Source organism: Sphingomonas sp. (assembly GCF_040398505.1).
In the GTDB taxonomy this organism is placed as follows: domain Bacteria; phylum Pseudomonadota; class Alphaproteobacteria; order Sphingomonadales; family Sphingomonadaceae; genus Sphingomonas.
In genome coordinates this window covers 15,913-35,108 of the sequence record NZ_JBBATX010000019.1, presented here as the reverse complement: position 1 = coordinate 35,108, position 19,196 = coordinate 15,913, and the positions used below count along the sequence as shown (strand labels likewise).

At 64.8% G+C, this 19,196-nt stretch carries 20 protein-coding genes; 11 read left to right on the top strand and 9 right to left on the bottom strand.

All coding sequences use genetic code 11. The features are described 5' to 3' along the window. Together ABWP09_RS04480 and ABWP09_RS04475 are read right to left on the bottom strand one after the other, a co-directional pair. On the bottom strand, positions 1-204 hold a 204-nt coding region (locus ABWP09_RS04480; protein ID WP_353203961.1), incomplete at its 3' end, for a hypothetical protein. 8 nt (positions 205-212) lie between these two features. Then, a complete protein-coding gene (locus tag ABWP09_RS04475; RefSeq protein WP_353203960.1) occupies positions 213-869 on the bottom strand; it encodes a hypothetical protein in 657 nt (218 codons plus the stop codon). A gap of 139 nt (positions 870-1,008) precedes the next feature. Here ABWP09_RS04475 and ispH point away from each other — a divergent pair, with 139 nt between their 5' ends. Genes ispH through rnhA form a run of 3 tightly spaced genes read left to right on the top strand, consistent with a single transcriptional unit; the run spans position 1,009 to position 3,386 of the window. Then, positions 1,009-1,965, top strand: coding sequence for a 4-hydroxy-3-methylbut-2-enyl diphosphate reductase (gene ispH, locus ABWP09_RS04470; protein ID WP_353203959.1), 957 nt, complete (start codon positions 1,009-1,011; stop codon positions 1,963-1,965). Positions 1,966-1,968: 3 nt separating this feature from the next. Next, positions 1,969-2,937, top strand: coding sequence for a homoserine kinase (gene thrB / locus ABWP09_RS04465; protein ID WP_353203958.1), 969 nt, complete (start codon positions 1,969-1,971; stop codon positions 2,935-2,937). After that, positions 2,934-3,386, top strand: coding sequence for a ribonuclease HI (rnhA, locus tag ABWP09_RS04460; RefSeq protein WP_353203957.1), 453 nt, complete (start codon positions 2,934-2,936; stop codon positions 3,384-3,386). The genes thrB and rnhA overlap by 4 nt, the downstream gene beginning before the upstream one ends. A 1-nt stretch (position 3,387) precedes the next feature. On the opposite strand, the gene ABWP09_RS04455 is transcribed toward rnhA, so the two are convergent. From ABWP09_RS04455 to ABWP09_RS04445, 3 genes are read right to left on the bottom strand one after another with little or no spacing between them, the layout of a single operon-like run. Continuing rightward, the gene (locus tag ABWP09_RS04455) at positions 3,388-3,564 is read right to left on the bottom strand and encodes a YegP family protein (protein WP_188445626.1); all 177 of its coding nucleotides are present in this window, start codon (positions 3,562-3,564) and stop codon (positions 3,388-3,390) included. Positions 3,565-3,613: 49 nt separating this feature from the next. Continuing rightward, a complete protein-coding gene (locus ABWP09_RS04450; RefSeq protein WP_353203956.1) occupies positions 3,614-4,708 on the bottom strand; it encodes an NAD(P)/FAD-dependent oxidoreductase in 1,095 nt (364 codons plus the stop codon). 5 nt (positions 4,709-4,713) lie between these two features. Further along, positions 4,714-5,655, bottom strand: a complete 942-nt coding sequence (locus tag ABWP09_RS04445; protein ID WP_353203955.1) for an alpha/beta fold hydrolase — start codon at positions 5,653-5,655, stop codon at positions 4,714-4,716. A gap of 48 nt (positions 5,656-5,703) precedes the next feature. On the opposite strand from ABWP09_RS04445, the gene ABWP09_RS04440 reads away from it, so the two are divergent. The 8 genes from ABWP09_RS04440 to ABWP09_RS04405 all read left to right on the top strand — a co-directional run bounded on the left by ABWP09_RS04440 (position 5,704) and on the right by ABWP09_RS04405 (position 13,852). Then, on the top strand, positions 5,704-6,186 hold the full coding sequence (locus ABWP09_RS04440) for an A24 family peptidase (RefSeq protein WP_353203954.1): 483 nt from the start codon (positions 5,704-5,706) through the stop codon (positions 6,184-6,186). Between the two features lie 35 nt (positions 6,187-6,221). Beyond that, positions 6,222-7,241, top strand: a complete 1,020-nt coding sequence (gene cpaB, locus ABWP09_RS04435; RefSeq protein ID WP_353203953.1) for a Flp pilus assembly protein CpaB — start codon at positions 6,222-6,224, stop codon at positions 7,239-7,241. Further along, on the top strand, positions 7,242-8,819 hold the full coding sequence (locus ABWP09_RS04430; protein WP_353203952.1) for a type II and III secretion system protein family protein: 1,578 nt from the start codon (positions 7,242-7,244) through the stop codon (positions 8,817-8,819). It begins immediately after the preceding gene. Positions 8,820-8,833: 14 nt separating this feature from the next. Beyond that, a complete protein-coding gene (locus tag ABWP09_RS04425) occupies positions 8,834-9,502 on the top strand; it encodes a CpaD family pilus assembly protein (RefSeq protein WP_502959757.1) in 669 nt (222 codons plus the stop codon). Next, positions 9,502-10,803, top strand: coding sequence for a pilus assembly protein CpaE (locus ABWP09_RS04420; protein ID WP_353203950.1), 1,302 nt, complete (start codon positions 9,502-9,504; stop codon positions 10,801-10,803). Before ABWP09_RS04425 ends, ABWP09_RS04420 begins: the two co-directional genes overlap by 1 nt. Before the next feature lie 56 nt (positions 10,804-10,859). Beyond that, complete coding sequence (locus ABWP09_RS04415) at positions 10,860-11,834, top strand: type II secretion system F family protein (RefSeq protein WP_353203949.1); 975 nt, start codon at positions 10,860-10,862, stop codon at positions 11,832-11,834. Positions 11,835-11,838: 4 nt separating this feature from the next. Beyond that, complete coding sequence (locus ABWP09_RS04410; RefSeq protein ID WP_353203948.1) at positions 11,839-12,837, top strand: type II secretion system F family protein; 999 nt, start codon at positions 11,839-11,841, stop codon at positions 12,835-12,837. A gap of 76 nt (positions 12,838-12,913) precedes the next feature. Further along, entirely contained in the window at positions 12,914-13,852 is a 939-nt protein-coding gene (locus ABWP09_RS04405) for a helix-hairpin-helix domain-containing protein (protein ID WP_353203947.1), read from the top strand. On the opposite strand, the gene ABWP09_RS04400 is transcribed toward ABWP09_RS04405, so the two are convergent. The 4 genes from ABWP09_RS04400 to ABWP09_RS04385 form a co-directional block, all read right to left on the bottom strand. Continuing rightward, positions 13,849-14,364: a DUF1254 domain-containing protein gene (locus ABWP09_RS04400; RefSeq protein ID WP_353203946.1), complete on the bottom strand. Its 516-nt coding sequence runs from the start codon at positions 14,362-14,364 to the stop codon at positions 13,849-13,851. The two genes, ABWP09_RS04405 and ABWP09_RS04400, sit on opposite strands and share 4 nt — an antisense overlap. Beyond that, complete coding sequence (locus ABWP09_RS04395; protein ID WP_353203945.1) at positions 14,364-14,936, bottom strand: DUF1214 domain-containing protein; 573 nt, start codon at positions 14,934-14,936, stop codon at positions 14,364-14,366. Before ABWP09_RS04395 ends, ABWP09_RS04400 begins: the two co-directional genes overlap by 1 nt. Continuing rightward, a complete protein-coding gene (ppdK, locus tag ABWP09_RS04390; RefSeq protein ID WP_353203944.1) occupies positions 14,933-17,611 on the bottom strand; it encodes a pyruvate, phosphate dikinase in 2,679 nt (892 codons plus the stop codon). The genes ABWP09_RS04395 and ppdK overlap by 4 nt, the downstream gene beginning before the upstream one ends. Before the next feature lie 74 nt (positions 17,612-17,685). Then, positions 17,686-19,196 (bottom strand): glycine--tRNA ligase subunit beta (locus ABWP09_RS04385; RefSeq protein ID WP_502959756.1); only part of this gene is annotated, 1,511 nt, incomplete at its 5' end.

Below are 19,196 nucleotides of genomic sequence, written 5' to 3'. Positions count from 1 at the left end.
ACCGTATTTCAGCCGGTTGCGCATTTCCATGACCGCGACGATCGCCGGATCGTCGTGCGCGCGAAACCGCGCTTTCAAGGTGTTACGCAGGTCGACCATAACCCGCCCCACCTGCTCGATCGCGATGCCGTCCGCCAGCATCGCATCCGCCACGTCCCGCAATCCGCAGACCTGCCCCTCATAGTCCTGGCGCGGCGAGGTCATGCGGGAAATTACCGCGTGGCGTTATATTTCAGCTGGTCGTTGGTCAGCTGGAAACCGACCAGCGCCTCGAAGGTCGACCGCAGCACCGCAGCACGAATCTCCGGCCGCGTGAGCGGATCGACCGCAGCTTCCTGATCGCCCGCGCGGCGCTTTTCGGTGAGTTTCTTGCGGACGTCGTCCGACAGCGTCGCCGCGGCGCGCGCGACGGTTGCGCTGCCGGTGCCCTGCACGCTGGCGCGCGCCTGGCCGGACTCGAAGTGCAGCGTCGCATGGCCGATCCGCTTCGCGACAACGGCGCTGCCCCCCTGCACGACGGTCACGAAATACGGCAAGGTCACATCGCGCGCGCCCTCGGTCCGCGTCCTGCGGCCTTCGACCGAGAAGGTCACCGTCGTGAGAATGTCGCTGCCCGCATCGGTGCAGGTCGAGCGCAGCTTGGTCAGCACCGCCGTCACGTCGACCGCGCTGGCATCGCGGCTCGTCGCCGGGTCGAACACGGTGATGTCGCCGGTTGATGCCGGCACCGCAACACTCGGGCAGGCCGTGCGGATCGCGGTGATGCCGCCCGTCTCGTCAAGGTCGCCCGTGGTCTTGCACGCACCAAGCAGGGCGCAGGCCGACAGCAAAAATGCGGAAGCGGCGATGGTCGATTTCCGGATTGTCACGGGGTTACGTACCTTGTCATGCAAAAGGGCTTTGTCGGCCACGCGAAATTACCCGTGTAAGGATTTATTGCGCAGACGTTGGCGCACCATAGGAAGCGGCTTTCGCCTACGCAAGCAATCGCGTAGAGCAAGTTTTGTGATGTTTACCCCCCCAAAGCCGCCCCTCGCCTTGATCATCGCTGCCCCGCGCGGCTTTTGTGCGGGCGTCGATCGTGCCATTCAGATCGTCGAACTCGCGATCGAAAAATTCGGCGCACCGGTCTATGTGCGCCACGAAATCGTGCACAATCGCTTCGTTGTGGACATGCTGCGCGACAAGGGTGCTGTGTTCGTCGAGGAACTGGACGAAGTTCCCGACGGCCTGCCCGTGGTGTTTTCCGCGCACGGCGTGCCCAAGGCGGTGCCGGACAAAGCGACCGAGCGTGGCCTCGCCTTTTTTGACGCGACCTGCCCGCTCGTCTCCAAGGTCCACCGCGAAGCCGAGCGGCAAGTCGAAGCAGGACGCCATATCCTCTTCATCGGTCATGTCGGCCATCCCGAGGTGATCGGCACCTTCGGTCAAGTACCCGAGGGCGCGATGTCACTGGTCGAGACGGTCGCAGATGCGGAAGCCTTCGTTCCGGTCGATCCCGACAACCTCGCTTTCCTGACGCAGACGACGCTTTCCATGGACGACACCGCCGAAGTGGTCGCCGTGCTGAAACGCCGCTTCCCCGCAATTCAGGGGCCGCGCGGCGAGGACATTTGCTACGCCACCTCCAACCGCCAAAGCGCGGTCAAGGCGATTGCGCATGCGTGCGATGCGCTGCTGGTGATCGGCGCGCCCAATTCGTCGAATTCGGTGCGGCTGGTCGAAGTCGCCGAGCGCGAGGGCACACGCGCGCAGCTGATCCAGCGTGCTGCGGAGCTCGACTGGGCTTTCCTCGACGGCGTGACGACGCTCGGGATCACCGCCGGGGCCTCCGCGCCCGAGGTGCTGGTGCGCGAACTGGTTGACCGGCTGGCCGAACGATTCTCGATCACCGAGCAGGAAGTCGAGACCAAGCGCGAGACGATCTCGTTCAAATTGCCCCGCGGGCTCGAAATCGCCGCCTGATCCATGGCGGTATACACGCCCGTCTCGGCCGAGATTCTGGCCGGTTTTCTCGCGCGCTATGACGTGGGCGAGCTGGTCTCCGCCAAGGGCATCGCCGAGGGGGTGGAGAATACCAATTATCTGGTCGATACGACGACCGGACGCTTCATCCTGACGCTGTACGAGAAGCGCGTCGAGGGCGGCGATTTGCCGTATTTCATGGCGCTGCTCGATCATCTCGCGGCGCGCGGCAACCCGGTGCCACCCGCGATCAAGGACCGCGACGGGGCGGCGATCCAGACACTCGAGGGACGACCGGCGTGTCTGATCCAGTTCCTGCCGGGGGTGTCGATGACGCATCCGTCACCGGCGCAGGCGCTGGCGGCGGGGGCGGCACTCGGCGAAATGCACGCGGCGCTGGCCGATTTCCCGCTCGAACGGGCGAATTCGATGGGTTTTGCGACGTGGCAGCCGCTGCTCGATCGGTGCGGACGCGATCTCGATGCGATCGCCCCCGGGCTACATCACGACCTGACCGTCGCGCTCACCGATCTGACCGCAACCTGGGAGCGCAACCCCCTCCCCCGGTCGACCATCCATGCCGATTTGTTTCCGGACAATGTGCTGATGCGCGGCGATACGGTCGGCGGGCTGATCGACTTCTACTTCGCCTGTACCGACATCCGCGCCTATGATCTGGCGGTGATGCATGCGGCATGGGCGTTCGATGCGACGGGCATAACGTTCGATGCTGCGGTCGGCGATGCGCTGATCGCTGGCTATGCACGCCATTTCCCGCTGTCACAGGACGAGCGCTCCGCCTTCAACGATCTCGCTGTCGGGGCATGCATCCGCTTCACGCTGTCGCGCGCGTGGGATTGGCTCAACACCCCGGCCGATGCGCTGGTGACGCGCAAGGACCCGCTGGCGTTCTGGCGGCGAGTCAAAGTCTACGATCCCAATCTCGCCAGCCTATTGAAGACGCTTTCATGACCGAACTGACCAAAATCGAAATCGCCACCGATGGCGCCTGCAAGGGCAATCCCGGCCCCGGCGGCTGGGGCGCGCTGATTCGCTCGGGCACGACCGAGAAGGAACTCTCGGGCGGCGAGCTGCTCACCACCAACAATCGCATGGAACTGACCGCAGCGATCGAGGGCCTGAATGCGCTCAAGCGCCCGTGTCATGTCACGCTCTCGACCGACAGCCGCTACGTGATGGACGGCCTGACCAAATGGATCAAAGGCTGGCAGAAGAACGGCTGGAAGACCGCCGCGAAGCAGCCGGTCAAGAATGCCGATCTCTGGCAAAAACTGCTCGATGCGGCGAAACCGCACCGGATCGAATGGGTGTGGGTCAAGGGCCATGCCGGCCACCCCGACAACGAACGCGCAGACACGCTGGCGAGCGATGCAGCGGTGGCGGCCGGACGGCGGGGTTAGCTCAGCTATTATCCTCGGTCGGCGCGTCCGGGCCGTTCTTCTTGATCGAATCGATCGCGTTTTGCGCGGACGCCTTGCTGGCATAGCCTTCGGTCGTGAACATCGTCTCGCTATTGTATTTGAAGCGGACGCGGAACTCGCCCGCCTTGTCCTTATAGATCTCGAATTTGTGTGCCATCAGGGCCTCCCGCTGTGTCGGTGGCGATATCCTATACCCGCGCGGATCGTTACGCCAGCGCGCGAAAACGCCCCGGCGCGTAGCGTGCCGGATCGATCGCCGCGACGCTCGCATCGGGCGCAAGCCCAAGCAGTACCGCCGCCGCCAGCGCCGCTGCGGCGGGCGCAGTCTGGATGCCGAAACCGCCCTGCCCGGCGCACCAGAAGAACCCAGGCGAATCGGGTGCAAAGCCGTAGACCGGCAGCCGATCGGGCGCGAAGCTGCGCAGGCCTGCCCAGCGTCGTTCGAGCTTGGTGATTCGCCAATCGACGACCTGTTCGAAGCGGTCGATCGCGGTGGCGACATCGATTTCCTCGGGCTGGACGTCGCCCGGCACGACCTCGGTCTCGTCATGCGGGCTGAGCCATAAGCGCCCGCCCGCCTCGGGCTTGAAATAGAAATTCCCGGCAATGTCGGCGATGTGCGGCATCGTCACCGGCGGTGCCGGGTCGGTCATCAGTTGCACGACGGTGCGGCGATACGCGGTAATCCCGATCGGCGTGACATCGGCGCGGCGCGCGACGTCGTCGGCCCATGCGCCTGCTGCGTTCACCAGAATCGTCGCCGAAAACACGCCGGCACCAGTCATGATCTGCCAGCGGTCGGCCATGTGCGTCGCAGCGTGCAACGGTGCCGACAGCATCAGCGTGACACCCGCGCGCCGCGCATCGGCAAGGTAGCGCGCATGGAGCGCGGCGACATCGATATAGGTGCTGCTTTGCTCCATCACGCCGAGCGTCCACTCAGCACGTAACCCGGGGATGTAGGCGCGCGGATCGACGCGTTCGAGCGCCACCCCGCTTCCCGCAAACTCGGCAAGGAACGCTTCGATCGCAGCCTGATCCGCCGCGCGACCGATATGGAGCGAGCCGAGATCCTCCAGAAACCCGCCCTCACGCAGCGCCGCGCCCGATGCGGTGGTCAGCGGTTGCACCCCCGGCCCGCCATAGCTTTCCGACCAGAACGCCGCCGACCGCCCGGTCGCGTGGTAGCCCGGCAAGTCCTCGGCCTCGAGCAGCAGCACCGACGCATGCGGCGCAACCGCCGCGGCAAGGCTCGCGCCCGCCATCCCGGCACCGATGATCGCGACATCGTAACGCGCCATGCCGCTCATCCTTGTGCGCGCGCAGAAAGGAAGATGTCGATCTCGCCGATCACACGATTGCGCACCGCATCGACTTCACGTAGCAATTCGTGCGCCGCCTCCTTGCCGAAGCGCACGATCCGCGCATCGAGCACCTTCGCTGCGGTTTTGTACGCCGCTTTAGGCGAGACGAGCTTATCATCGTCGGCAACGAGCAGGAGGATCGGCACGGAAAGCGTCTTCAGCCGCGGATCGTTACGCAACCGCCGGGTCGAGCCGAACGCCTCGATCACCCAGCGCCAACTCGGCGGGCCGAGCAGCAGCTCCGGCTTGGACGATTGCCAAAAGACTTCATCCGCATAGCGGTCCTGATCGTGGGTCAGCAGCGCTTGTCGGGTTTCGGTCGAGGCGGGGCGTTCATTGCCGCGCCAGGCCGGGCGCGCCGAATTGCCCACGCCGCCCAGCACGCTCGCCAACCGCTCGCCCAGCGTCCACCCGAGCGGGCTGTGCAGCCCGAGCATCGGCGCGACGAGTACCGCCGCATCAGGTGTCGCAGCACCCTCGACCATTGCACGCAACAGGAGATGCCCGCCCATCGAATGGCCCAGCACGACATGCGGCCCCGCCCCTTCGGCGACCCAGCCCGCCCAAAAATCGCGAAAATCATCGACATAAAGCTGGAAGTCGTCGATGTGCCCGACATGCGGGTCGGGCGATAAGCGTCCCGATCCGCCCTGCCCGCGCCAGTCGAACGACGTGATCGACCAGCCTTGCGCATGCCAATGCGCGAACGCCTCAAGATACTTCTCGAAAATATCGCCGCGACCGCCGTGGAACAGCAGGCGGCCGCGCGCGCGCCCTTCGACCGGCCAATCGAATCGCCGCAGCGTCCAACCGTCACGGGCAGTCCAGCGGGTAATCCGCGCAGCGGCGGGAATCGCTCGGCGATAGAGTTGGGGGGAAACCATCGCCGTTGGTTACGTTTTAGAAAGGCATGACGTCTAGGCTTTTCCCTCATGGGTGGGGCTTCGCTTTCCGCAACTTTGCTCGTCGCGCTTGCGGCGCTTCTGGTTTCGGCCGGAATCCAGGACGCGCGCACGCGTGAGATCGCCAATTGGAAGAATGCCGCGATCGCGGTGTTGGCCCCGATCTGGTGGTGGGCGAATGGGCTGATGCTCTGGCCCGATATGGCGACGCAGCTGGGTCTTGCGCTGATCGTGTTCGCGCTGTTCGTCGCGGCGTTCCAGTTTCGCTGGATGGGCGGCGGCGATGTCAAGATGATCGGGGCCCTCGCTTTGTGGCTGCCATTGGTGCCGCTGGTGTGGATGTTGATCGTGATGTCGCTGGTCGGAGGAGCGCTGACTGTCGTGCTGCTCGCCGAGCGGGCGGTGCGGCACCGCACCGGTCAAATCGAAGTACCCTATGGCGTGGCGATCGCCATCGCCGCGCTGATCGCGCTGAGTGAACCGCTTTTTAACCACTTTGGTGTGAATGCTTAACGCGGGCTCAATCGCCCGGGTCCGAAAGGTCTGAAATGGATAGTCGCAAGATCATATTGCTGGTGGGTGCGCTGATCGTCGCGGCGATCACGGCGTTCATGGCGCGATCACTGATCGTCGGCAGTTCGGCACCGCAAGCCGTCGCGGCGGTGGCGCAGCAGAACACAGGGCCCGAGGTGTTGGTCGCGACCAAGGCCTTGCCGGTGGGCACGATCCTCGATGCCACCTCGCTGCGCTATCAGCCTTGGCCGAAGGATTTGGTCGAGAACGTCTATTTCATCAAAAAGCCGGGCTTCGATCCCAAGTCGCTTGCCGGCACCGTTGTGCGCAATGCGATCACTGCGGGGCAGCCGCTGACCAACGGGTCTTTGGTAAAGCCGGGGGATCGCGGTTTCCTCGCCGCAGCACTCGGTCCGGGTATGCGTGCCGTCACGGTGCCGGTGCAGACGCAGACCAGCGTCGCCGGCTTCGTTTTTCCAGGCGACCGCATCGACCTGATCCTGACGCAAAGCGTGTCGGGCGGTGGCGATGGTCCGCCGCTCAAGGCCGCCGAGACGATCATGCGCAACCTGCGCGTGCTCGCCACCGATCAACGCACTGACAATGCCACCGGCGAAGATGGCAAGACCATCGTCCGGACGTTCTCGAACGTGACGATCGAAGCCACGCCCAAGATTGCCGAACAGATTGCGGTTGCGCAAACGCTCGGCTCGCTGTCGCTGTCGCTGCGCTCGATCGCCGACAACAGCAGCGAACTTGAACAAGCAATCGCCAGTGGCGACGTCAGCATGCCGGATGACCCCAAGGCCGAAAAGGCGATGCTCACGCGGATCGCCAGTTCGCCATCGACGGGCACGTCAACCATGGCGACCGGGGCCGACGTGTCGCGCTTCCAGCGTCGCACCGTGCCCGGCAAGGCTGCGGCCATCAACTCAACGGGTGTCGCCACACCCGGCAGCGGCGGTTTTCCGGGTGCTGCGGTCAACACGGGACCGGTCGTCCATATCGCACGGGGAAATGCGGTGACCGAAGTCGCCGTTGGAGGGAAGAAGTAGATGCGTAGCGTGTCCATCTCGCTCGGCTGGTCGCTCGCCGTCGCGCTCGTCGGCGGCAGCGTCGCTGTCGCGCCGGCTGCGGCCCCGGCCCAGACCGTTGCCTCCGGCACGGTGCTGCAAGTCAACACCGGTCGCGGACGTCTCGTCACGCTGACGCGGCCGATGAGCGACGTGTTCGTCGCCGACGACAAAATCGCCGACGTCCAGGTCCGTTCGCCAACCCAGCTCTATGTCTTCGGCAAGACTGCGGGCGAGACGACCGTATCGGTCACCAACAAGGCCGGCGCGGTGGTCTATTCCGCCACCGTCCGCGTCGGCAACAATTTCGATTCGATCCAGCAGATGCTGTCGCTCGCCATGCCCGACGCGCACATCGTGGCGACGCCGATGAACGGGCTGGTCCTGCTCACCGGCACGGTCAAGGCACCCGAGGACGGCGCCGAAGCCACCCGGCTTGTCCAGGCCTATGTCGGCGACTCGACCAAGGTCCTCTCGCGCCTTGGCACGGCGACGCCATTGCAGGTCAATCTGCAAGTGCGCATTGCCGAGGTCAGCCGCAGTTTTGTCAAGAATATCGGCGTCAATCTCCAGACCCTGAACAGCAGCGGTGGCTTCAATTTCGGGATTGGACAGGGCCGCGGTGCGTCGCCGCAATATACGCCGGGCGGACCACTTTTCGTCGGCGGCACCGTCGCATCGACCGGAACCAGCCTGCTCACGACCGTGGCCAACGGCACCACGCTCGGCGCCGCGGGCAAGATCCTCGGCCTCGACGTCCTGTCCTCGCTCGATCTCGGCGAGCGCGATGGCGAAGTCTCGACGCTGGCGAACCCGAACATCACGGTCATCTCCGGCGAAACCGGTTCGTTTCTGGCCGGCGGCGAAATCCCGATCCCGATCAGCCAGGGGCTCGGTGCGGTTTCGGTCGAGTATAAACAATATGGCGTGAGTCTGTCCTACACACCCACGGTGCTCGCCGACGGTCGCATCTCGATGCGCGTCCGGCCCGAGGTTTCGCAACTGTCGTCAGACGGCGCGGTGACGATCGCCGGGACCACCATCCCGGCCTTGAGCACGCGCCGCGTGGAGACGACGGTCGAGCTCGGCTCGGGCCAGAGCATGATGATCGGCGGCCTGCTGCAGAACAGCCACAACAATTCGATCACCAAAGCGCCCGGATTGGGCGATGTGCCGGTGCTTGGCGCGCTGTTCCGCTCGAACGCGTTTCAGCGTAACGAGACCGAATTGGTGATCGTGATCACGCCGTATCTGGTCAAGCCGACCAACGCGAACGACATCGTCCTGCCGACCGACGGGCTCAAATCCCCGACCGATCTCGGCCGCGTGTTCCTCGGCCAATTGGGCGACGGTACGACCGGGGGCGAGCGGCCGAAGCCGAGCCTTGCACCGCGCAGCACGGCGCAGCCAACCTTCGGCGCAGTGACGCCCGCCCCGATCGTGCCGACCGCGCCTGCGCCCACCCCGCAACGCCGCGAGGAGCCGGCGTCCGCGCTTCCCGCGCCCGCCACGCCACCGAAAAAGGGCAGCACCGCCGCGCCCGGCTTCAGCATCAATTAACGCCCCGGAGGGACATGACCATGTACAAGCGTACACTCCTGATCGCGACCGGCCTGGCTCCTGCTCTGCTGATAAGCGCCTGCACCACGGTGGGCCCGGACTCCGGCACGCAAAATCGTGGACTCGAATCGGTGCATCAACCGGTCGTCAGCCGCAACGATTACGCGCTCGACGTCGCGACCAGCGGCAATGGCCTTGCGCCGGGTGAGGAACAGCGTCTGGCCGGGTGGATGGGGTCGCTTCGGCTCGGCTATGGCGATCAAGTCGCGATCGACGATCCCAACCCCTATGGCACCGGCGTACGCGACGATGTCTCCCGTCAAGTAGCACGCTATGGCCTGCTGATCTCCGACGAAGCGCCGCTGACCAACGCCCCGGTCGCGGCCGGCATGATCCGGGTCGTGGTCAGCCGGATGCAGGCGAGCGTGCCCGGTTGCCCCGATTTCAGCCGCGTTCGCGGCCCCGATTTCGAAGGCCATACCGGCTCGAACCAAGGCTGTGCGGTCAATTCCAATCTTGCCGCCATGGTCGCCAACCCGACTGATCTGGTGCGCGGGCAGGTCGGTACCGGCATCACCGACACCGCGACATCGGGCCGGGCGATCGACAGCTATCGCAAAGCTACCCCGACCGGTGCCGGCGGGACCACGGTTAAGTCCGAGAGCGCGAAAGGCGGCAACTGATGAACGCACCCTTCAATCCGGGTCGGATCGGTCTGCGCGACCCGTTCACTGCCTATGTCTGCGACGAGACCACCGCCGAAACGCTGCGCCCGATCGCGGTCGAAATGGGCTGGGCACCGGAGAAAGTGAACAAAGGTGGCCTGCGCAACGCCGTGCAATCGCTATCGGTGTCCGCGTCCCCGCAAATCCTGTTCGTCGACCTTTCGGAAAGCGGCGATCCGCTGAACGACATCAATGCGCTGGCCGAAGTGTGCGAGCCCGGCACGATCGTGATCGCGGCCGGCCAGGTCAACGATGTGCGGCTGTACCGCGACCTCGTCGTCAGCGGCATTCAGGATTATCTGCTCAAGCCGCTCAACCCCGATATGCTGCGTGAGGCGTTTACCAACGCACAGGCCATTCTCAACGCGCCCAAAGCGGTCGACGTCGGCACCGAACGTCCGCACATCTCCACCGCCTTTATCGGCGCGCGCGGTGGGGTCGGCGCATCAACGCTCGCAACCTCGGTCGCCTGGGTGTTGAGCGAGAAAGGCGCACGGACCACCGCTTTGCTCGATCTCGACGTACATTTCGGGACGGGCGCGCTGTCGCTCGACCTCGAACCCGGCCGCGGGCTGACCGATGCGATCGAGAATCCGAGCCGCATCGACGGGCTGTTCATCGAACGCGCCATGGTAAAGTCCAGCGAGCGGCTTTCAGTGCTCTCGGCCGAGGCGCCGATCAATTCGCCGGTGCTGACCGATGGCAGCGCTTTCTACCAGTTGCAGGAGGAAATGCGCTCGGCGTTCGAATGCACCGTGGTCGATCTGCCGCGCGGGATGCTGGTGCTGCATCCGCATCTGATGACCGATATCCAGGTCGCGGTGATCGTGACCGAGCTGACGCTGGCCGCCGCGCGCGACACGATCCGGTTGCTGTCGTGGATGAAATCGAACGCGCCGCAGACGCAGATCGTGGTCGTCGCCAACCGCGTCCAACCCTCCGCCGCGCTTGAAATCAGCCGCAAGGACTTTGAAGGGTCGATCGAACGGCGCATCGATTTCCTGATCAATTTTGACCAGAAGCTCGCCGCGCAATCGGCCAAACTCGGCAAACCCTTTGCCGAGGCCGGCAAAGGCAACAAGACGATCGGCCCGATCGTCGATCTTGCCACCAAATTGATGGCAGTCGGTGATTCGGCCGAATCGATCGACAGCGTCAACACGAAAGCGGGGAAGAATATGCCGATCGGTAAAGGCACCTCGCTGATGGGCAAATTCGACTTCAAGTCGATGATTTCGCGGTCTTCCAAAAAGAAATGATCGGCCTGACGGTGGTGTAAACCCCGTCGTAACGAAACGGAGCGCCAGATAGGCTTGTGGAACTGATACCTGTCCTTTCGCTGGGTGTGGGCGCGGTGATCGTGCTGGTGCTGATGGCCTTTGCGTTGAGCGGTCCGTCCGCCGCGCGCGCGAGTACGCGCCGGATGAGTGCGTTGCGCGCGCGCCATAGCGAATCGGCCAATGCGCTGGTCGATGCGCAGATGCGGCGGATCGCGGCGGCGCGCAGCAACAAGATGGACGCGGCGGCGATGCGTTTCCTGCCACGCCCAGCACTGCTGAAAAAGCGCCTCGCGATGACGGGCAAGCCCTGGACCGTTGGCCAATACGGCATGGCGACGTTGGGCATTGTGACGGTCGTCACGCTCCTGCTGACGTTTGCCGGGTTACCGATCTTGCTGGGGTTGCTGGTCGGCGTCGTGATCGGTGCCGGGTTGCCGCACATGGCCGTCGGGTTCTTCATCAAGCGCCGGATCGCTAAATTCACCACAAAATTCCCCGACGCGATCGAATTGCTGGTGCGCGGCCTTCGCTCGGGGCTTCCGATCACCGAGACGATCGGCGTCGTCGGAGCCGAGCTTGACGGGCCGGTCGGTGTCGAATTCAAGGCGATCACCGACAAGATGAAGATCGGTCGGACGATGGATGCAGCGTTGCAGGACACGGCCGACCGGCTCGGCACGCCCGAATTTCAGTTCTTCGTCATCACCTGCGCGATCCAGCGCGAAACCGGCGGCAACTTGGCCGAAACGCTTGCCAATCTTGCCACTGTGCTGCGCATGCGCGGGCAAATGAAATTGAAGATCAAGGCGATGTCATCCGAATCCAAGGCATCGGCCTATATCGTCGGTTCGCTGCCGTTCATCGTGTTCGGCATGATCTGGATGATCAATGGCAGCTACATGCAAAACTTCTTCATCGATCAGCGGCTGATGGTCGCGGGCGGCTGCGGGTTGCTGTGGATGGGCCTTGGCGCTTTCATCATGGCCAAGATGGTCAATTTCGAGATCTGATGCGATGACCAACGTTCCCACTGGACCCGTCATCCTTGGCGTCGATGTGTACACCGTCGCGACGCTGCTCGCCGGGGTCGCCGCGTTCATGGTGCTGCTCGCGATTTACGCCGCGACCACCGCACGCGACCCGATGACCAAGCGGGTGAAAGCGCTGAACGACCGGCGCGAGCAGCTGAAGGCGGGCATCACCGCCTCGACCAAGCGCCGCGCCAAGCTCGTCACCAAGAATGAGACGACCGACCGGATCAAGGCGCTGCTGTCGGGCATGAAGGTGCTGCAGGATAGCCAGGTCAAGGCCGCACAGATCAAGTTGATGCAGGCGGGGATCCGGTCAAAGGAATATGCCGTCGCGGTCATCTTCGGACGGCTCGTCATCCCGCTGACCTGGGGCGTGTTCGTCCTGTACCTGGTGTACGGGACCGACATGTTCGCCGATTGGACGCCGTTCAAGGCGTATGGCCTGGTCGCGATGAACTTCATCCTGTCGTACAAGGCACCCGACCTTTATCTCAACAACAAGGTCACCAAGCGCAGCAAGGAAATCCAGAAGGGCTTGCCCGACGCGCTCGATCTACTGGTGATTTGTGCCGAAGCGGGACTCACCGTCGATGCCGCGTTCAACCGCGTGGCGCGCGAATTGGGCAAAGCCTATCCCGAACTCGGCGACGAATTCACGCTGACCGCGATCGAATTGGGCTTCCTGTCCGAACGACGGCAAGCGTTCGAGAACCTCGCCATGCGCGTGAAGCTCGATGCGGTAAAAGGCGTCGTGACGACGATGATCCAGACCGAGAAATACGGCACGCCACTCGCTTCGGCGCTGCGCGTGCTCTCCGCCGAATTCCGCAACGAACGCATGATGCGCGCCGAGGAAAAAGCCGCGCGGTTGCCCGCAATCATGACGATCCCGCTGATCCTGTTCATCCTGCCGACGCTGTTCGTCGTCATTCTGGGACCAGCCGCCTGTTCGATTTCGGATGCCTTCAAGCACGGCGTCTAATCCATTCTAGGCGCTTGCCCCGGGGCGTGGTTAACGGCAGGATCACGGTCGTAACGAATCCGCGGGGAATGTCGCCATGCTGTTCACAACACCGGAACAGTTTATCGTGCTGGGTGTGCTGCTGCTTGGCGGCTGGTTGCTGGGCTATGCCAGCGCGCCGAGCACCAAGAAATGGAAGCGGCGGGTGCGCGAGCAGTCCGACAGCTTCACCGCCTATCATGCCGAAGCCGAGGATCGCGCGCGCGCCGCGAATCAGCGTGCATCCGACCTGCAGGGCGAACTCGAGGCCGCACGCGCCGACCACGCCGAAGCCGAACGCACGATCGTCGGATTGCGCGCTGCTGCTGCTGCTGCTGCGGTGCCTATTGCCGCGGCGGTGGCGGAAGGTCCGGCGCTAAGCCTGGTCAAACCGGAACCGACCCGCGAGATCGTCGCTGAGCCGGCTCCGGTCGAGGTCGCGCCGATGACCGAAGCCGATACCGCACCGCTCGCAGTCGAACCGATCCCAGAGCCGGCGCCTGCCGCAGCCGTGATCGCGGTGCCGGATCATGCCGACGCGGTCGAGGCGGAAACGTCCGCACCCGAAGCGGCCGCCGCAACTGCAGCGGAGCCACCAGAACCCGAGCCAACCATTGAAGATGCGGTGTTCGAACCCGTCGAACCCGTGCCGATGACTCCGACCGCAACCGCGGCACCGCCCGCCCCGATCGGCCCCGCCGAACCAGAAATGCCCAGCAAAGGCTGGTTCGCGAGCAGCGCGCGCGACGAACTGACGCGCATCCGTGGCATTGACGAAGCGCTCAACACGCGGCTGTTCGAACTGGGCGTGGTGCGGTTCGAGGATATCGAAATGCTGTCGGCCGAAGATGAAATGGCGCTGGAAGAACGGTTGGCGCTGCCGGCCGGCACGATTGCGCGCGACCAATGGCGGGCGCAGGCGGCGTTTTTCCGCGCCGGGCGCAGTAACGAAGACGCGGCGCACGCTGCCCCGGTAGAACCCGCGCCAGTCGCCTAACCCGCGCGGCAGATCGTAGCGCGGCGGGCGCGATCGAGCGTCGGGAAGGAGGCGCGATCGGCGACGAGAATGCGCACCAGCGCGATGCCGCGCGCGCCGTGCACGCGTACGGCTTCATACCCGGCCGGGATCGGCTGACCGCTTCGCGCGACAGCGACGCGGAACGGCTTGCCCTGCGCTTGCCCGACATTGCGCACGAACACCGTGTCGGTGCGCGAATCGAAGATCGAGAGCGACCAATAGGGTGCCGCGACGGGCACCGCGTCGATCAGCAGCGGTGCCTTCGACACGTCATACGGGCAGGATGAATAAGCGAGGTCGGGGCTGGGCCGCACAATCCGCCGGCTGGTCGCATCGGCAAGCGGGACGTGGCTGAAATGGCCGAATCCGCCCTCTGACACGCGTCGGATCGCGGCCCCCATCAGGACATCGGGCGTGAAGACGAGCCCGGCATAGCAGGTCGCGCCCGCGACGAGCAGGCCAAGCAAAACGGGTCCGGTCCAGCGTGCCATCAACATCCCTCCCGCAGGATCCGCGGCAAGACATCGACGCTCGGATTGCCGCTGCCGCCATCGCTCGGCAAATAGGTTCTGAGCGTTAGTTCGAGGCGCGGGATACCGCCGCTCGGCAGCCAGGCACCCGCTTGCCGCGTCGGGGCGAGCCGGATTGACCAGCCGCCACGGCCCCCATTCTGGAAAGTGTTGCCAGCGACCGAGAAACGGTTGGCGGCATTGGGGATCAAATACCCGTCGGGATCGTATGCGGTCATGCTCCACCACGCGGCGGGCAGTGCGCCGCCCAAAATCAGATAGCGGCAGCGCCCGTCGAGCGGCGCGCCGTCGCTATCGGTGGCGGCAGTGTAATAGCGCGCCTCCTGCGCCGGAAGCGCGAGCAGCCCCTTCACCGCGACGATGGCACGCGTGTACGGATCCGCGCTGGCCGAGCCGAAGCTGCGGCCCGTCGCCCACGGGCCGATCGTGACGTTGTTGCCAAGCGCGGCGTGGCGGACGAGATACACAGCCCCGCCAAGCCCCAGCGCGACACCGGCGGCCGCCCCGATCAGATAGCGCGCCCAGGGCTTCATCCGCGTGCCGCCGCCCGCGCAGCCAGCGCCGCCTGCGCCGCCGCGAGCCGGGCAATCGGCACGCGGTAGGGCGAGGCCGACACGTAATCGAGCCCAGCCCCTTCGCAAAACGCGATGCTCGCCGGATCGCCGCCATGTTCGCCGCAAATGCCGAGCTTGATGTCGGGGCGAGTCGCCCTGCCGCGCTCGGCCGCCATTTCGATCAATTGCCCGACGCCCTCGACATCCAAGCTGACGAAGGGGTCACGCGCGTAAATGCCGCGCTCGACATAGGTCGTCAGGAAGCGCGATGCGTCGTCGCGGCTGACGCCCAGGGTCGTCTGCGTCAGATCGTTGGTGCCGAAGCTGAAGAATTCGCCGATCTCGGCAATCTCGCCCGCCATCAGGCACGCGCGCGGCAGCTCGATCATCGTGCCGACGAGATAATCGAGCGTGGTGCCGGTCGCAGCAAACACGGCTTGCGCGGCCTTGTCGACGACGGCCTTCATCAGCTCGAGTTCGCGGCGGGTGCCGACCAGCGGGATCATCACTTCGGGGATCGGCGCCGCGCCCGATTTCTGCGCGACGAGCACTGCCGCCTCGAAGATCGCGCGTGCCTGCATTTCGTAGATTTCGGGATAGGTCACGCCGAGGCGGCACCCGCGATGGCCGAGCATCGGGTTGAATTCGTGCAGCTCGGCCGCGCGGCGCTTGAGCACATCGACCGCGATCCCGGCGGCGGCGGCGACATCGGCGAATTCGCTTTCCTCGTGCGGCAGGAATTCATGCAGCGGCGGATCGAGCAAGCGGATCGTCACCGGCAGGCCCGCCATCACTTCGAACAATTGCACGAAATCGCTGCGCTGTTCGGGCAGCAATTTCTCCAGCGCGACACGACGGCCCGCTTCATCCTCGGCGAGAATCATCTGGCGGACGTTGGTGATGCGCTCGGCATCGAAGAACATATGTTCGGTGCGGCACAGCCCAATGCCCTCGGCGCCGAATTCGCGTGCGACCTTGGCATCCAGCGGCGTTTCGGCATTGGCACGGACCTTCAGCCGGCGCGCGGCATCGGCCCACACCATCAGCGCGGCGAAATCGCCCGACACTTCGGGCTGCACGGTCGGGACTTCGCCCGCCATCACTTCGCCGGTGGTGCCGTCGATCGTGACCATATCGCCCGCCTTGATCTCGCGCCCGGCGACACGCATCACGCCGGCCTTGGCGTCGATCGAGATGCTGCCCGCGCCCGAGACGCACGGCCGCCCCATGCCGCGCGCGACCACCGCCGCGTGGCTGGTCATCCCGCCGCGCGCGGTGAGGATGCCGCGCGCCGCGTGCATCCCGTGAATATCCTCGGGGCTGGTTTCGGTACGGATCAGGATCACCGAATCGCCTGCAATCGCCCGCTTCTCGGCGGTGTTGCTGTCGAACACCGCGAAGCCGCTCGCCGCGCCGGGGGACGCTGGCAGGCCCTTGGTCAGCACGTCGCGCACGGCCTTGGGATCGAGCGTCGGGTGGAGCAATTGATCGAGCGCTTGCGGATCGACGCGCGCGACCGCTTCGTCGCGGGTGATGAGCCCTTCCTCCGCCATGTCGACCGCGATCTTCAGCGCAGCCTTGGCGGTGCGCTTGCCCGAGCGGGTTTGCAGCATCCACAGCTTGCCCTGCTGCACGGTGAACTCGATGTCCTGCATGTCGCGGTAATGCGTCTCGAGCAGGTCGAACACCTTCGCCAGTTCGGCGAACACCACCGGCATCGCTTCTTGCATCGACAGCGGCTTGGCCCCTGCCGCTTCGCGTGCGGCGGTGGTGAGATATTGCGGCGTGCGGATGCCCGCGACGACGTCTTCGCCCTGCGCGTTGATCAGGAACTCGCCATAATAGGCGCGCGTGCCGATCGCCGGATCGCGCGTGAAGGCGACACCGGTTGCCGAGGTGTCGCCCATATTGCCGAACACCATCGCCTGAATATTGACGGCGGTGCCCCAGCTCGCCGGAATGTCGTTGAGGCGACGATAGACTTTCGCGCGCTCCGACTGCCACGATCCGAACACCGCGCCGACTGCGCCCCACAGCTGATCATGCACGTCCTGCGGGAAGGGCTTGCCCCACGCTTTCTCGACCAGCCGCTTATACTCGGCGACGAGCTTTTGCAGGTCGGGCGCGGTCAGATCGGTGTCGAGGAAATAGCCATTATCTTCCTTGGCGATTTCGAGCGCATCCTCGAACGCAGCATGATCGAGCTCGAGCACGACGTCCGAATACATTTGGATGAAGCGGCGATAGCTGTCCCACGCGAAGCGCGCGTCGCCGCTGGTGGCGGCGAGGCCCTCGACCGTCGCATCGTTGAGGCCGAGGTTGAGGACGGTGTCCATCATGCCGGGCATCGACGCGCGCGCGCCCGAGCGGACCGAGACGAGCAAAGGATCGGTGGCGTCGCCGAAGCGCTTGCCGGTGATTCCCTCGATATGCGCGAGGCCAGTGGCGACTTCGGCCCTCAGGCCGTCGGGGAAGGCGCGGCCTTGCTGATAGTACACGTCGCAAAATTCGGTCGAAATCGTGAAGCCCGGCGGCACCGGCAAGCCAATCGACGCCATTTCCGCAAGATTCGCGCCCTTGCCGCCGAGCAGGTTCCTGTCGCCCTTGCCCCCATCCGAAACGCCGCCGCCGAAGCGATAGACATAGTGTGTCATGTCATTCCTCTAAGTATCTGATTTCGCTAGGGAGGCGATCTTAAAGTCACAGGTGAGTCGCACCATCGACGATGCTAACCTTCAATCTTCGAGAAGTCTGCGACGGTATGGACGGCCGCCCGGACACGATCGAGCAAGGCGAGCCGCGCGGCGCGCTTGGCGGCGTCGGGGTCATTGACGATCACGGTTTCAAAGAACTGGTCGATCGGCGCCCTGAGCGTCGCGAGTGCGGCCATTGCGCGTTCGAAATCCTCGGCTTCGATCGCGGCAGCAGCAGCGGGTTCGGCTGAGTCGAGCGCGGTGGCGAGCGCAGTTTCTGCCGGTTCGGGCGTGTAGGACAGCGGATTTTCTTCTCCCCTCCCTGAAAGGGAGGGGTTGGGGGTGGGTTGGTGTGAGGAGATGTCGCCGCCAGCCTCAGGCCGACCCACCCCCAGCCCCTCCCTTCCAGGGAGGGGAGGAGCAACAAACCCCTCCTTCTTCAAAATATTCGCCGCGCGCTTATACCCGGCGAGCAAATTCGCCCCGTCGGCGGTACCGATGAACGCCTGCAACGCGTGCACGCGGGCGAGCAGGCGGACGAGATCATCCTCCCCCCCGAGCGCGAACACCGCGTCGATCAGGTCGTGCCGGACCCCGGCTTCGCGTTGCTGGACTTTTAGGCGGTCGGCGAAGAAGTCGAGGAGCAACTGCCTCGTCTTCGTCGTATCAGATACGAAACTGTTGCCGCGTTCGCGCGCAGTGCGAATTGCGTGAGAGATAACCTTCGACAGCGGAAACGCCAACCCATTGGCGACAATCGTAGAAATGCAGCCAAGCGCGCTGCGACGAAGCGCGAACGGATCTTTCGAGCCCGTCGGTGCCATATCCATTGCGAAGAACGAAATGAGGCTATCCAGCTTATCCGCCAAACTCACCGCCACCGTCACCGGATCGGTCGGCACGGCATCGCCCTGCCCGACCGGCTTGTAGTGATCGCGGATCGCGGCGGCGACGGCTGGGTCTTCGCCTTGTGCGGCGGCGTAATAGCCGCCCATCAGGCCCTGCAGCTCGGGGAATTCGCCGACCATGCCGGTGACGAGATCGGCCTTACACAGGCGCGCGGCGCGGTCTGCGAGGTCGGCGAGCTTCTCCCTCTCCCCTTCAGGGGAGAGGGTCAGGGAGAGGGACTGTGCTGGGTCGTCGAGGACAACGCGTGAGGCATACGGCCCCTCTCCCCGGCCCTCTCCCCGCGAGCGGGGAGAGGGAGAAACGATCCCCTCCTCGACCAACCACCGCGCGAGCTTCGCCACGCGGTCGACCTTGTCCGCCACGGTGCCGAGCTTTTCGTGAAACACGATCCGGTCGAGCTTCCTGGCTTGCTCCGCGAGCGGCACCTTCAAATCGGTGTCGTAGAAGAATTTCGCGTCAGACAGGCGCGCGGCGAGCACCTTGCGGTTGCCCTCGATGATCGCTGCGCCGCCGTCATGGGCGTCGATATTGGCGGTGCAGACGAAAGCATTGGCCAAATCCCCCTCCCGCTTGCGGGAGGGGTTAGGGGAGGGCATGTCCGATTGAGGCGCGCCATCGGCAGCCCCTCCCCCAGCCC

What these genes read in the sequence shown, in the direction of transcription:
- ispH (WP_353203959.1), top strand. Translation starts at nt 1,009, where the DNA reads ATGTTTACCCCCCCAAAGCCGCCCCTCGCCTTGATCATCGCTGCCCCG.
- thrB (WP_353203958.1), top strand. Translation starts at nt 1,969, where the DNA reads ATGGCGGTATACACGCCCGTCTCGGCCGAGATTCTGGCCGGTTTTCTC.
- rnhA (WP_353203957.1), top strand. Translation starts at nt 2,934, where the DNA reads ATGACCGAACTGACCAAAATCGAAATCGCCACCGATGGCGCCTGCAAG.
- ABWP09_RS04455 (WP_188445626.1), bottom strand. Translation starts at nt 3,564, where the DNA reads ATGGCACACAAATTCGAGATCTATAAGGACAAGGCGGGCGAGTTCCGC.
- ABWP09_RS04450 (WP_353203956.1), bottom strand. Translation starts at nt 4,708, where the DNA reads ATGGCGCGTTACGATGTCGCGATCATCGGTGCCGGGATGGCGGGCGCG.
- ABWP09_RS04445 (WP_353203955.1), bottom strand. Translation starts at nt 5,655, where the DNA reads ATGGTTTCCCCCCAACTCTATCGCCGAGCGATTCCCGCCGCTGCGCGG.
- ABWP09_RS04440 (WP_353203954.1), top strand. Translation starts at nt 5,704, where the DNA reads ATGGGTGGGGCTTCGCTTTCCGCAACTTTGCTCGTCGCGCTTGCGGCG.
- cpaB (WP_353203953.1), top strand. Translation starts at nt 6,222, where the DNA reads ATGGATAGTCGCAAGATCATATTGCTGGTGGGTGCGCTGATCGTCGCG.
- ABWP09_RS04430 (WP_353203952.1), top strand. Translation starts at nt 7,242, where the DNA reads ATGCGTAGCGTGTCCATCTCGCTCGGCTGGTCGCTCGCCGTCGCGCTC.
- ABWP09_RS04425 (WP_502959757.1), top strand. Translation starts at nt 8,834, where the DNA reads ATGACCATGTACAAGCGTACACTCCTGATCGCGACCGGCCTGGCTCCT.
- ABWP09_RS04420 (WP_353203950.1), top strand. Translation starts at nt 9,502, where the DNA reads ATGAACGCACCCTTCAATCCGGGTCGGATCGGTCTGCGCGACCCGTTC.
- ABWP09_RS04410 (WP_353203948.1), top strand. Translation starts at nt 11,839, where the DNA reads ATGACCAACGTTCCCACTGGACCCGTCATCCTTGGCGTCGATGTGTAC.
- ABWP09_RS04405 (WP_353203947.1), top strand. Translation starts at nt 12,914, where the DNA reads ATGCTGTTCACAACACCGGAACAGTTTATCGTGCTGGGTGTGCTGCTG.
- ABWP09_RS04400 (WP_353203946.1), bottom strand. Translation starts at nt 14,364, where the DNA reads ATGGCACGCTGGACCGGACCCGTTTTGCTTGGCCTGCTCGTCGCGGGC.
- ABWP09_RS04395 (WP_353203945.1), bottom strand. Translation starts at nt 14,936, where the DNA reads ATGAAGCCCTGGGCGCGCTATCTGATCGGGGCGGCCGCCGGTGTCGCG.
- ppdK (WP_353203944.1), bottom strand. Translation starts at nt 17,611, where the DNA reads ATGACACACTATGTCTATCGCTTCGGCGGCGGCGTTTCGGATGGGGGC.